Origin of the sequence: Pseudomonas syringae CC1557, from assembly GCF_000452705.1 — a bacterium.
In the GTDB taxonomy this organism is placed as follows: domain Bacteria; phylum Pseudomonadota; class Gammaproteobacteria; order Pseudomonadales; family Pseudomonadaceae; genus Aquipseudomonas; species Aquipseudomonas syringae_F.
This window is the reverse complement of sequence record NZ_CP007014.1, coordinates 3,082,169-3,096,379: the sequence shown is the minus strand read 5'-3', so window position 1 is coordinate 3,096,379 and position 14,211 is coordinate 3,082,169. Positions and strand designations below refer to the sequence as shown.

General features: G+C 61.8%; 2 protein-coding genes and 2 pseudogenes. All 4 read right to left on the bottom strand.

Annotation, left to right across the window (positions count from 1 at the left end; genetic code table 11):
• Nucleotides 1-122: 122 nt before the first annotated feature.
• Nucleotides 123-332 carry a phosphopantetheine-binding protein gene (locus N018_RS25790; RefSeq protein WP_032620937.1) on the bottom strand — a complete coding sequence of 70 codons (210 nt, stop codon included), beginning with the start codon at nt 330-332 and terminating at the stop codon, nt 123-125.
• A complete protein-coding gene (locus tag N018_RS13800) occupies nt 292-7,200 on the bottom strand; it encodes a non-ribosomal peptide synthetase (RefSeq protein ID WP_229631506.1) in 6,909 nt (2,302 codons plus the stop codon). Before N018_RS13800 ends, N018_RS25790 begins: the two co-directional genes overlap by 41 nt.
• Nucleotides 7,201-7,295: 95 nt before the next feature.
• Nucleotides 7,296-9,716, bottom strand: a pseudogene (locus N018_RS28605) (AMP-binding protein); the annotation flags it as partial.
• A gap of 3 nt (nt 9,717-9,719) precedes the next feature.
• Nucleotides 9,720-14,189: pseudogene (locus N018_RS28600) on the bottom strand (amino acid adenylation domain-containing protein); the annotation flags it as partial.
• Between the last annotated feature and the right edge of the window lie 22 nt (nt 14,190-14,211).

Below are 14,211 nucleotides of genomic sequence, written 5' to 3'. Positions count from 1 at the left end.
GCGCGGCAACTATTTCGTCAGGTGCGCTATCGACAACCCGCGTGGCGCCGCGCTGTTTGAGCAGGCGCAACAATGCGGCGCGTTTCAGTTGGTCGAGACTATCGTTATGTGAGTTCAATTTATCAAGCATCCTTGGAAAGGATAGAGAGCAGTTCGCTTTCGGAAAGCGAAGCCATTTCGTGTTCCAGGTCCATCAGGTCGTCCGAACCGTACTGTGCCAGTTGCAAAGTCGTGATCAGATCGGCCAGGGCCTGCAGTGAGGGATGTTCGAACAGGCCCCGCAGGGGGACTTCAACGCCAAAGGTTTCGCGTGCCCGCAGAATGACTTGCACTGCCAACAGCGAATGACCGCCGAGTTCGAAGAAATCGGCCCACTTGCTCGATACCCAGCAGCTCTTGCCAGACACCTGCGACGATCTGTTCGATTTCGCCTTGCGGTGCCTCGTAGGCGCGGCTGACAAACGCTTCCTGGCCCGGGGCAGGCAGCGAAAGGCGGTCCAGCTTGCCGTTGGGTGTCAAGGGCATGGACTGCAGATGCACATAGGCACTGGGCACCATGTAATCCGGAAGCGCCTCCATCAGCGCGGCACGCAATTGCTCGACAGGCACAGTGTCGCCGCACAGGTAGGCGATCAAACGTTTGCTGTCGGACTGGCCGGGCGTACTTTCACGTGCAACCACCACAGCTTCGCTAACACCGGCACAGGCACCCAGCACCGCCTCGATTTCGCCCAGTTCGACACGGAAGCCCCGTATCTTCACCTGATCGTCATTGCGGCCCAGGTATTCGAGGGTCCCGTCTGCGCGCCAGCGAGCAAGGTCACCTGTCTTGTACAGACGGGCCGCAGGGTCGTTGGTGAACGGGTCTGCGATAAAGCGCTCGGCACTGAGTTCAGCGCGGTTGAGGTAACCACGGGCAACACAGATCCCCCCGATATACAGCTCCCCAGCCACACCCAGCGGCGCTGGAAGGCCTGCGGTGTCCAGCACATAGAGTTGCGTGTTGCGCACCGGTATACCGATAGAACGGAAGTCCTCGTTGTCGCGCTCCATCAGGCGAATCGAAGCATTGACCGTGGCTTCGGTCGGACCGTAGGCGTTGAACAGCGCCGGACGGTGCCCTTGGCGTTCGAACCACTGCGCGACAGCCTGCTTGCCCACCGCTTCGCCGCCGATCATAAATTGGCGCAGGCAGGTTGGCAGTGGCACATCGGCGTCGCGACTGACCTGTTGCCAGAAGACCGTGGGCAGGTTGGCGACGGTAATCGCGTATTGCTCGCACAAACTGGCAAAGGCCGCAGTGCCGGCGATCCAGGCATCGCTGCGCAATACCAGGGCGGCACCGGACAGCAAGGCGCCGAAGATCTCTTCAACCGACATGTCGAAGGTCATGGTGGCGAATTGCAGGACACGATCCTGCGGGTTGAGGCCATAGCGTTCCTGCAATGCACCGATCTGGCTGCATACAGAGCGGTGTTCAACCATTACCCCTTTCGGTTTGCCGGTAGAACCGGAGGTGTACATCACGTAGCACAGGTGCCGTGAGGTCAGGTCTGTGAGCTGCGGGTTGGTGTCGTTACCCGGTGCGTCCTCCAGTCGCAGGTGGGGGATCAACAGCGTCGGCAGTTCTTCGGCCAGCTGACCTTGGCTCAACAGCGCCCGTGGCGAACTGTCGTCGAGCATGTGTTGCAGGCGGTCCTGTGGGTAGTTCGGGTCAAGCGGCACATAGGCCCCGCCTGCTTTCAGGATGGCGAGGATGCCTACGATCATTTCCGGACTGCGTTCCACCAGCAGCGCTACGCGTTCGTCCGGGCGCAGGCCCGCTTCGATCAGACGATGTGCAATGCGGTTGGCCCGTGCGTTGAGTTCGGCATAGGTGAGGCTGCATTGCGCGTCGACCAGTGCAACCGCGTCGGGTTGCGAGCGTACCTGCGCTTCGAACAGGTGCTGAATGCACAGGTCCGTCGGGCCGTCATGGCGGTTCTGGTTGAAGGTCTCCACCAGCAGTGTGCGCTCGGCGTCGGGCAGTACATCCAGTTGTGAGAGGGGAATATGCGGCGTGTGCGCCAGCGCTTCGGTGAGTTGCTCCAGCGCGCACTGCGTCATGGCGCACAGACGATGTGGGTTCACGGACTCCACGCTGTGTATCAACAGGCCGAGGTCATCACCGTAATCATTGACCGACAGGCACAGCGGGTAGTTGGTCCGCTCCTCGCTGTCGAGCATGCGCATGCCGGGCCATTGCAACTGACTGTCATCGCTCTGGTGCCTGTAGTTGAGGAGGGTGGTGAACAGCGGTGCAGACGTGTCCACACTGCTGCAACGCTGCGCCAGGGCCAGAGACGCCTGCTCGTGGTCGAGCAATTCGGTGAGGTCACGGTGGGTCGCGAGTAGCAGTTCATGTGCGCCTTGGACTGCCAGTTGCACGCGCACTGGCAAGGTGTTGATAAACACCCCCATGGCCCGTTCGGCGCCCGCCGAACCTTGCAAGCGACCCGCGACCACGGTGCCGAACACCACGTCATCACGACCGCTGCAGCGGGCCAGTACCTGTGCCCAGGCGACATGGAACAGCACCGCCGGGGTCATCCCGCGTTCCCGCGCCTGAGCGCGGATACGTCGGGACAGGGTGCTGCTGAGTAGCACCTCGGCTTCTTCAATGTTATTGCCGTCGCCTTGCACTTCCATCAGGTCAAAAGGCGCGGTGGTCGAATCCACCTCGGCGAGTCTGCGGCGGAAGTAGGCCTCATGGACTTCGGCCGGAACAGCCTGGGTCTGGGCGATGAACTCTCGATATGGCTGCGGTGCAGGGAGGCTGTCGCCCTGGCCGTGGAGGATCGCGTTGATTTCTTCCAGGACCACTTCAAGGGTGACATGGTCGCTGGCCACATGGTGGTTGAGCAGGGCCAGCAGCCAGCGCTCCGAGTGAGGATCACGGGCAATGCAGGCGCGCATCAGCGGCGCTTTACTCAGGTCCAGACGCAGGTGCTGCGGATCGCTCATCGCATACAGCTGTTCCAGCGCGTCCTTGTCGCTGTCGAGGGTCATGCTGTGTACCGGCAGGTGCGCGTGACGTTGCACCACTTGTACTGCCTGGGGCAGACCGTTCCAGTGCACGGCGGTGCGATGGATGTCATGCCGCTCGATCACGATCTGCAGCGCCGCGATAAAGGCATCGAGATACTGGCGATTATCGAACTCGATCATCGAGCGTATCAGATAGGCATCGCCTTCCTGGCCGAGCAGGTGATGGAACAGGATGCCTTCCTGTAACGGCGCCAACGGATAAATATCCTGAATGTTGGCGGCACCGCCAGGCACTGCGGCAACAACCCGTTCAAGCTGGGCGGCGCTCAGTTGCACCAGCGGCAGCATGTCCGGTGTCAAGTGCGTGCAGTCAGCCGGGATGCGATTGGCCGGTGCCTGGAACAAAACGTGTTTGTCCTGGCTGATGGCCAGGGCCATTTCGCGCACGCTGGGCGCCGTGAAAACCGTGCGCACGCTGGCGCTCAGGCCATGCTTGCGCAAACGGTCGATCAGGCTGACGGCCAGCAGTGAGTGGCCGCCGAGTTCGAAGAAACGGTCGTGACGACCGACCCGTTCAAGCCCCAGCAGTTGCTTCCAGATCTGCGCAATAACCTGTTCAACCGGCCCTTCAGGCGCCTCGTAGGCACGGCTTGCGTAAGCGTCCTGACCTGGTTCGGGCAAGGCGCGGCGGTCGAGTTTGCCGTTGGGCGTCAGGGGCAGGGCGTCGAGCACCACGAAGGCGCTCGGCACCATGTGCTCGGGCAGACGGTTCAGCAGCTCGGTGCGCAGTTGCTCCGCTGCGGCCGGTTCACCGCACAAATACGCCACCAGACGCTTGTCGTTGGCGTGTTCGCTCTGGTGATCGCGGGCAATCACTGCGGCTTCACGAACACCTGGCAAACTGCCGAGCACAGCTTCGATTTCCCCCAGTTCGACGCGCAGTCCACGGATTTTCACCTGATCGTCGTTGCGTCCCAGGTATTCCAGCGTGCCGTCGGGAAGCCAGCGGCCGATGTCGCCGGTTTTGTACAGGCGAGCGTCTGCCTGGTCTGTGAACGGGTTGGCAACGAAGCGTTCGGCACTCAGTTGCGGCAGGTTGAGGTAGCCACGGGCGACGCCCACGCCACCGATATGGATCTCTCCGCGCACGCCCACAGGCAACAATTGGCCGTGATCGTCCAGTACATGCAATTGCATGTTGCGGATCGGCTTTCCGATGGGCATCGAACGGTCGTGGTAGATCGTCAGGTCAATGTCCGCCACGTGCCAGGCAACCACATCGCTGCACTCGGTCGGGCCGTAGCTGTTGATCACGGTGGGCCGTGGCAGGCCGAGCTTTTCCAGCATGTTGGTCTGAATGGGCTCGCCACCCAGCACCACGCGCTTGAGGCACGTCATGGATTTATCAGTATCGGCGTCTACCAGCGCGTGGAAAGCGCTGGGCGACATGTTGAGGTGGGTAATACCGGCAGCGGCAATCTGTGCAACGATGGCATCCGGGTTGAACGGCTCTTCGGCCAGGTGCAGCGCGGCCCCGACCATCAGCGGTGCGAGGATGTTCTTCTGGGTCAGGTCGAAGTTGTAGGAGGAAGCCAGCAAAACAGCATCCTCGGCATTCAACGCCAGGTCCTCGATGTACCAGTCCAGCAGATTGCGCAGGCCGCGATGCTCGACCATCACCCCCTTGGGCAGCCCGGTGGAGCCTGAGGTGTAGATCACGTAGGCCAGGTGACCAAAGTTCAACGCCGCGATCTGCGGGTTGTGATCGGCGACGTGCTGCAGCGATGGACAGCCCAGCGCCAGCGTTGCCAGGCCCTCTGGCAGCGGCAACGTGTCCAGCCCTTGCTGGATGACGAGTACCTTTGGCGCACTGTCGGTCAGCATGTGCGCCAGGCGCTGCGCTGGGTACTGCGGGTCCAGCGGCACATAGGCGGCGCCAGCTTTGAGGATCCCCAGCAGACCGATCACCATTTGCGGACTGCGAAGGGCACAGAGCCCCACGGTGTCGTCAGGACGTACACCCAGCGCAATCAAACGGTGGGCGATGCGGTTGGCCTCGGCATTCAGAGCGGCGTAACTGAGGGTTTGCCCGGCGCAGACCAGCGCCACTGCATCCGGAGTCAGCGCTGTCCGTGCTTCGAAGGCACGCTGCGGCAGACGCTGAGAATGCTCGTTCAGGGGCAGCGCGGGTGGATTGAACGTCACCAGCAGTTGCCGGCGCTGCTCTGCATCAAGCAACGGCAGGCTCGCCAGTGGTTGGGTGACGTCACCCAGCAGAGCGTCGAGCAATTGCAGCAAGTGGCGACTCCAGCGCGTGATGGTGCTGGCGTCGAACAGGTCGGTGGCGTATTCAAACTGGCCGTGAATGCTTTCGCCGTCGTCATTGAGCGACAAGGTCAGGTCGAACTGTGTGGTGCCGGTGGCATCGGGCAGCACGGTCAATTCCAGACCAGGCAGGTTCAGGGCCTGATCCCGTGGGGTATTGCCCAGCACCAGCATGGCCTGGAACAGCGGGCTGTGAGCAAGGCTGCGCTGCGGTTGCAGGGCTTCAACCACTTGTTCGAAAGGCAGATCCTGATGGCTGTAAGCGTCGAGGGTGATGGCTTTGACCTGCGCCAGCAACTGATCCACACGGCTGTGTGCCTGAACATCGACGCGCAGGGCCAGGGTGTTGACGAAGAAACCGATCAGCGCTTCGGTTTCCTGACGCGGACGGTTGGCCACTGGTGTGCCAATCACCACTTGCGACTGGTTGCTCAATCGCGAAAGCAGGATCGACCACGCCGTCAGCAGGGTCATGAACGGGGTCACGTCCTGTTGCTGGCTGAACTGCCGCAAGCGGTGACTGAGCTGCGTCGGCAGTTCCAGTGGCAGGGTCGCGCCCTTATAGCTTTGCACCTGCGGGCGTGGATGGTCTGTGGGCAACTCCAGCAGCGCGGGTGCGCCGCTGAGGTGTTCGCTCCAGAACCGGGTCTGTTGGTGCAGGCGTTCGCCTTGCAGATGCTGTTGCTGCCACACGGCATAGTCGACGTATTGCAACGCCAGTTCTGGTAAAGGATCGGCAAGGCCTTGGCTGAAAGCGCTGTACAGGTGGTTGAACTCGTCAATCAACACCGCCACGGACCATCCATCGGAGACGATGTGATGCTGGGTCACCAGCAGGATATGTTCGTCCTCGGCTAGTTGCAGCAAACGTCCGCGAATCAGCGGGCCTTGGCTCAGATCGAACGCTGCATGGACTTCAGCTTCGCTCAGTTGCTCGATCATTGCGTGCTGTGCGTCACCGACCAGGTTGCGCAGGTCGTGCTCGGCCAGGGCAAAGCCGATGTTTGCAGGGGCAAAGTGCTGGCTGACTTGTTCGTCCTGCTGTTTGAAGGTCGTACGCAGGCTCTCGTGACGGGCGACGATGCGGTCCAGCGCACGTTGCAGCGCAGGGCGGTCGAGTGTACCGCGCAGGTGCAGGGCCGCTGGCATGTGGTAAGCGACGCTGGCAGCGTGGTCCAGTTGATCGAGGAACCACAGCCGTTGCTGGGCCAGGGACAGTGGCAAGTCCTTGGTGCGTGAGACCACTTCAATCGGCTGAACCTTCGACCGGGAGGTGTGATCCACACACTCGGCTAACGCCAGCAGGGAGCCCATGCCGAACAACTTGCGCAGGTTGATCTCGACGCCAATGTCCTGGTGCAGACGGGCTTGCAGTTGCACGGTCAGCAGCGAATGGCCGCCCAGTTCGAAGAAGTTGTCGTGACGACCGATTTTTTCCATGCCCAGCAGGTCGGCCCAGATCGCCGCCAACCGAGTCTCGGTCTCGCCTTCGGGCGCTTCGTAGTGGCGATGGGCAAAGTCATCGGCGCCCGGTGCTGGCAGCGCTTTGCGGTCGAGCTTGCGGTTCGCCGTCAGTGGCAGTGCGTCGAGGATCACGAAGACACTCGGCAGCATGTATTCAGCCAATTGCGGTGCCAGTTCGGCGCGCAGCTCTGCCACATCAAGAGTTATCTCGGGCTGGGCGACCACATAAGCCACCAGGCGTTTTTCGCCCGGACGGTCTTCCAGAGCGATGACCACCGCCTCCTTGACCCCGGTGCAACTGCCAAGACGCGACTCGATCTCGCCCAGTTCGATACGGAACCCGCGGACCTTGACCTGGAAGTCATTACGACCAAGGTATTCGATACGACCGTCTTGATCAGCAGGGTGTGCGCCGGGCGTAATTCATCCCAGAGTTTGAGTTTTTGTGCCGACAGCGCATCGCCCGTGACGTTGATAAGGCGCACCTGTTTCAGGCGTTGCGCAGCGATCTGCGGTTGCTTGTGCCATTCGGCAACCAGCGTGTGCCAGTGAGCGGCGGTCAAGTGCAAGACGCTCGGATGAATGTCGTGATCGTCCGTGCCTGTGCTACCGAAAACTTCACGGCTGGGCGCCAGGGTGGCACCGGCCAGCAGCGCGGGGAATATCTCCTCCACTGACAGGTCGAAGTTCAGGGTGTTCTGTTGCAGCACAGTGTCTGCCGGGGAGAGAGCAAACAACTGCGCCGCATCGATGCAATAGTTGACCAGCCCGCGGTGCTCGATCATCACGCCTTTGGGATTACCGGTAGAACCGGAGGTGTAGATCACATAGGCGAGGTTGCGCGCGCCGAGGTTTTCCAACACTGGGTCGTCATCACGCTCGGTCAAGGCCTGGCGTTGATCATCGTCGAGCAGCACCAGCGGTATCGCCAGCGTCGGCAAATACTCCTGCAACCCGCTTTGGGTCAGCAACGCCGACGGCCGGCTGTCGTCGATCATGTAAGCCAGACGCTCGGCAGGGTAGGCCGGGTCCAGCGGCACATACGCGGCACCGGCCTTGAGCACGCCGAGCAGGCCGATCATCATTTCCACGCCACGCTCGACACAGATCGCAACCCGGTCATCAGGACCGATGCCCAAACCGATCAGGTGATGGGCCAGACGGTTGGCCTGGCGGTTCAGCGCGGCATAACTCAAGCGCTGCGTCTGGAAGGCCACCGCGATGGCGTCGGGTTGCGCCCGCACCTGCGCTTCGAACAGGTGCTGGATGCACCGGTCTGTCGGGTAATCCTGGGTGGTCTGGTTGAAGGTTTCCAGCAACCGGGTGCGCTCGGCGTTGGGCAGCACATCCAGTTGCGTTAGGACGATGTGCGGCGTGTGAGCCAGCGCCTCGGTCAATTGCTCCAGCGCGCACTGCATCATGGCGCACATTCGTTGTGGCTCCACCGGCGCCACGCTGTGCATCATCAGGCTGAACTCATCGCCGTAATCGTTGACGGTCAAGTCCAGCGGGTAGTTGGTCCGCTCGGCGCTGTCGAGCAGGCGCAGACCCGCCCACTGCAAACGACTGTCGCGGCCCTGGTGCCGGTAATTGAGCAGGCTGGTGAACAGCGGTACCGCAGTGGCCACGCCGCTGCAACGCTGGGCCAGGGCCAATGGCGCCTGTTCATGGGCCAGCAACTCGCTGAGGTCACGGTGGGTGGCCATGACCAGTTCGTGGGCGCCTTGCGCTGCAAACTGCACGCGCACCGGCAGGGTGTTCATGAACATGCCCATGGCCCGCTCGGCACCTGCCGTACCTTGCAGACGACCAGTGACCACGGTGCCGAACACCACATCATCGCTGGCGGTGCACCGCGCCAGTACCTGAGCCCAGGCGACATGGAACAGCACCGCCGGGGCTATCCCGCGTTCCCGAGCCTGAGCCCTGATAAGCGCGGTGAGGTTGCCGTGCAGTGGCAGTTCGGCTTCTTCGATGTCATTGCCATCGCCCTGAACTTCCAGCAGGTCGAACGGCGCAGTGGGTGACTCGACGTCGGCCAGGCGCTGCGTGAAGTAGGCTTCGTGGACCGCGGACGGGGTAGCGAGTGTCTGTGCGACAAACTCGCGATAAGGCTGCGCGGGCAGCAGGTCGGCACCCTGGCCTTGCATCAGCAAACGAATTTCTTCGAGCACGATCTCTTGGGTAACGTGGTCACTGATCATGTGGTGATCGATCAGCGCCAGCAGCCAGCACTCGGAGTGCGGGTCGCGGGCGATGTAGGCACGCATCAGTGGCGCCTGTTGCAGGTCCAGGCGCAAGTGCCGTGGATCACTGAGGCGATCCACCTGGCTGAGCGCGTCTTCATCCGGCGTCAGGGTAAGGACATGCACCGGTAATTGCGCCTGGCGATGAACCACCTGCACCGCTTGCGGCTGGCCGATCCAATGCACCGATGTGCGCATGGTATCGTGGCGGTTGATGACCGTTTGTAGCCCTTCAAGAAAGGCATCGAGGCGCGCCCGGCCGTCGAATTCGATCATTGAGCGCACCAGGTACGCATCGCCCTCATTGTCCAGCAGGTAATGGAAGAGGATGCCCTGTTGCAGCGGCGCCAGCGGGTAGATGTCCTGAATGTTGGCGGCACCTCCGGGAACTGCGGCGGCGATTGATTCGATGTTCGCGGCGCTCAGTTGCACCAGCGGCAACATGTTTGGCGTCAGGTGAGTGCAGTCGGCAGGGATGCGGTTGGCCGGTGCGTGGAAAAGGGTTTGCGTGTTCTGGCTGATGGCGTTGGCCATTTCGCGCACGCTGGGCGCGGTGAACACGGTGCTTACGCTGAGGTTCAAGCCTTGCTTGCGCAGGCGGTCGATCAGACTGACGGCCAGCAACGAGTGACCACCCAGTTCGAAGAAACGGTCATGGTAGATGTCCTGAATGTTGGCGGCACCTCCGGGAACTGCGGCGGCGATTGATTCGATGTTCGCGGCGCTCAGTTGCACCAGCGGCAACATGTTTGGCGTCAGGTGAGTGCAGTCGGCAGGGATGCGGTTGGCCGGTGCGTGGAAAAGGGTTTGCGTGTTCTGGCTGATGGCGTTGGCCATTTCGCGCACGCTGGGCGCGGTGAACACGGTGCTTACGCTGAGGTTCAAGCCTTGCTTGCGCAGGCGGTCGATCAGACTGACGGCCAGCAACGAGTGACCACCCAGTTCGAAGAAACGGTCATGGCGGCTGACCTGCTCGATGCCCAGCAAGTCTCGCCAGACACCCGCAACAATCTGCTCGATCTCGCCCAGCGGCGCTTCGTAGGTACGGCTGGCGTAAGCGTCATCCGCAGGCATCGGCAAGGCCTTGCGGTCGAGCTTGCGGTTGGGTGTCAGCGGCAAGGCGTCGAGGATCACGAACGCGCCTGGCAGCATATATTCGGCCAGCTGCGGAGCCAGTTCGGCACGCAGGCCGGCGGCATCCAGCGTCGCCTGTGGCTGGGCGACGACGTAGGCCACCAGACGTTTGTCACCAGGGCGATCTTCGCGCGCGATGACCACGGCCTCCTTGACCCCGGCGCAGTTGGCGAGACGGGATTCGATTTCACCCAGTTCGATACGGAAGCCACGCACCTTGACCTGGAAGTCGTTACGCCCCAGGTATTCGATATTGCCGTCTGGCATGTAGCGCGCCAGGTCACCGGTTTTGTACATCCGCGCATCCGCGCTGTTGCTGAACGGATCAGCCAGGAAGCGTTCGGCATTGACCTCGTCAAGGTTCAGGTAACCGCGTGCCACACCGTCGCCACCGATGAAAATCTCACCGGCCACACCGTACGGTACGGGTTGTTGATGAGCATCGAGGAGGTAGATTCGGGTGTTGGCCATCGGTTTGCCGATGGTTGCGTTGCCGCTGCCTTCGCTGCCCGCTACCGCATCGTGACTGACATAAGCCGCGGTGCAAGACACCGTTGCCTCGGTCGGACCGTAGGTATTGATCAGCAACGTGTGCGCCGGGCGCACTTCATCCCACAGCTTGAGCTTTTGTGCGGACAGCGCGTCGCCGGTCACGTTGATCAACCGAACGTGCTGCAAGCGTTGTGCGGCGACGTTTGGCTGGCTGTGCCATTCGGCTGCCAGTGTGTGCCAGTGAGCCGCGGTCAAGTGCAGGACAGTCGGATGAATGCCGTAATCTTCAGTGCCTTCGCTGCCGAAAATGTCACGGCTTGGCGCCAACGTGGCACCGACCAACAGTGCCGGGAAGATCTCCTCAACCGACAGGTCGAAGTTCAGGGTGTTCTGCTGCAGCACAGTGTCGGCCGGAGACAGGCCGAACAGGCGCGCTGCATCGACGCTGTAGTTGACCAGGCCACGGTGCTCGATCATCACACCTTTCGGATTACCGGTTGAACCTGAGGTGTAAATCACATAGGCCAGGTTGCGCACGCCGAGGTTTGCCAGCACAGGGTTGTCGTTGCGCTCGGTGAACGTGTCGCGCTGATCGTCGTCGAGTAGCACCAGCGGCACCGCCAGTGCTGGCAGACGGTCTTGCAATGCACGCTGAGTCAATACTGCCGACGGGGTACTGTCCTGAATCATGTAGGCCAGACGTTCCGCCGGATAAGCCGGATCCAGCGGCACATACGCACCGCCGGCTTTGAGCACGCCGAGCAGGCCGACCATCATTTCCACGCCACGCTCAACGCAGATGGCTACACGATCATCCGGGCCGATGCCCAGGCCGATCAGGTGATGGGCCAGACGGTTGGCCTGACGGTTCAGGTCGGCATAGCTCAAGTGCTGCGCTTGAAAAGCCACGGCGATAGCGTCGGGCTGCGCCTGAACCTTTTCTTCGAACAGTTGATGAATAGTGCTGTGCTGCGGATAAGGCACGTCGGTCGCGTTGAGTGTCAGCAACAGATGCTCACGTTCAACTGCATCGAGCAACGGCACCTGTTCCAGCACTTGCTGATCATCGGCAACCATGGCTGTCAGCAGGCGCTGGAAATAGCCCAGATAGCGGGCCATGGTGCTTTCATCGAACAGCGCCGTGGCGTACTCCAGCGTGCCCAGCAGACGGCCTTGCGCTTCGCCGATGTCCAGCGACAGATCAAACTTGGCCAGCGTGTTGCTCGGGCTCAGGCTTTCCAGTTGCAGATCACCGAGCACGAAGTTCATGTCGTTGGTGTCTTGCCAGGTCAACATCGCCTGGAACACCGGGCTGTGCGCCAGGCTGCGCACCGGTTTGACGACTTCAACGACTTGTTCGAACGGCAGGTCCTGGTGCGCCTGTGCCTCAAGAGTCTGCTGTTTGACCCGCGCCAGCAGGGTCTCTGCGGTGGGGGTGTCACTGATGTCAACGCGGATGGCCAGGGTATTGACGAAAAGGCCGACCAAGCCTTCGATTTCAGTGCGCGTGCGATTGGCCACCGGAGAGCCGATAACCACATCGTCCTGTCCGGCCAGGCGTCCCAGCAGGGCCGCCCAGGCGCTGATGACAGTCATATACAGCGTCGTGCCGTGACGTTTGCTCAGAGCCTTGAGGCCAAGGGTCAGCTGTTCGTCGAAGGCGATGGGCAAAGCGGCGCCCGCGTAATCCTGCTGTGCCGGACGCACTCGGTCGGTGGGCAACATCAACAGCGCCGGAGCGTCTGCCAGGGTTTGCTGCCAGTAGCGGGTTTGCTCTTGCAGCAGATCTCCGCTGAGCCAGCGGCGCTGCCACACGGCGTAATCCAGGTATTGCAGCGGCATTGGCGCCAGCGGACTTTCCTCACCCTGGCTGAACGCGGCGTACAGCGCAGCCATTTCTCGGGTCAGCACGCCCACCGACCAGCCATCGGAAACGATGTGGTGCAGGGTCAGCAACAGCACGTGATGGTCTTCGGCCATCCGAATCAGACGGCCGCGGATCAACGGGCCCTGTTCCAGATCGAAGGGTTGCAAGGACTCTTCGCCAGCCAGCGCCTGGAGCGTGTGCTCGGCATCCGGCACGCCCTGCAAATCGTGCAGTTGCAGGTTGAAACCGTTGTCCACAGGGCTGATACGTTGCAGTGGCTGTTGGTCATCGCCCTGGATGAACGTGGTGCGCAAGCCTTCGTGGCGCGCAACCAGCTGTTGCAGTGCCCGTTGCAGGGCCACGCTATCCAGCGCACCGCGCAGGCTGAGGCTGGCGGGCATGTGATAGGCCGCGCTGGCGCCTTCCATCCGGGCCAGAAACCACAGGCGTTGCTGGCCGAACGACAACGGCCAGTCCTGATCACGTGCCACCGGCAGGATGTCCGGCAAGGTGCTGCGCCCGGCTTGTGCGATCACCTGAGCCAGGTCGGTCAGTTCAGGGTGGGCAAACAGCGTCGCCAGACTCAGTTCGACGCCCAGTTGCTGGCGGATCTGCGAAATCAAGCGCACGGCCAGTAACGAGTGACCGCCCAATTCAAAGAAGTCATCGCGGCGTCCGACCCCAGTCAGGCCCAGCAAGTCCTGCCAGAGATTGACAAGCGCGATCTCGATATCGCCCACCGGCGCCTCGTAGCCATGGCTGATCACCGAATCAAGATCCGGTGCAGGCAGCGCCTTGCGATCGAGCTTGCCGTTTGGCGTCAGCGGCAGCCGGTCCAGCTGTACAAAGGCACTGGGGACCATGTATTCGGGCAAGTGCTTGAGTAACTCTTTACGCAGTTGTTCGGCAGGGGCCGGTTCGCCACACAGGTAGGCGACCAGGCGCTTGCTGTCCGGTTGCGCCGGATCATCGGCACGGGCAACCACCACCACTTCACGCACACCGGCGCACAACGCCAGAGCGGCCTCGATTTCGCCAATCTCGATACGCAAGCCGCGAATCTTCACCTGAAAGTCATTACGGCCCAGGTATTCCAGCGCGCCATTGGCCAGCCAGCGACCCATGTCACCGGTTTTGTACAGGCGTGCCTGCGGGTCGCTGGAAAACGGGTCGGCGATAAAACGCTCGGCGCTCAGCTCTGGCTGGTTCAGGTAACCCCGCGCCACGCCGATGCCGCCAATGTGCAGTTCACCGGCCACGCCCAGCGGTTGGACCTGGCCCAAGGCGTCCAGTACGTGCATCTGAATGTTGGCAATCGGACGGCCGATAGGCACGCTTTCGCCAGGATCTGTCGCACGGCACTCCCACGCAGTGACGTCGATGGCCGCTTCGGTTGGGCCATAGAGGTTGTGCAGTTCAACGCCCTTGAGCTGTTGCTCGAAGCGTCGTTGCAGCGCACGCGGCAATGCCTCGCCGCTGCACAACACGCGACGCAGTTGCGGGAAGTCACAGGACGAGCGGTGTTCCAGAAACAGGTCGAGCATCGACGGTACGAAGTGCAGCAGGGTGATACCTGCATCACTCATAACCTGAGCCAGGTAGTCCGGCTCCTGATGGCCACCGGGGCGTGCCATGACCAGTTCGGCACCCGCAAGC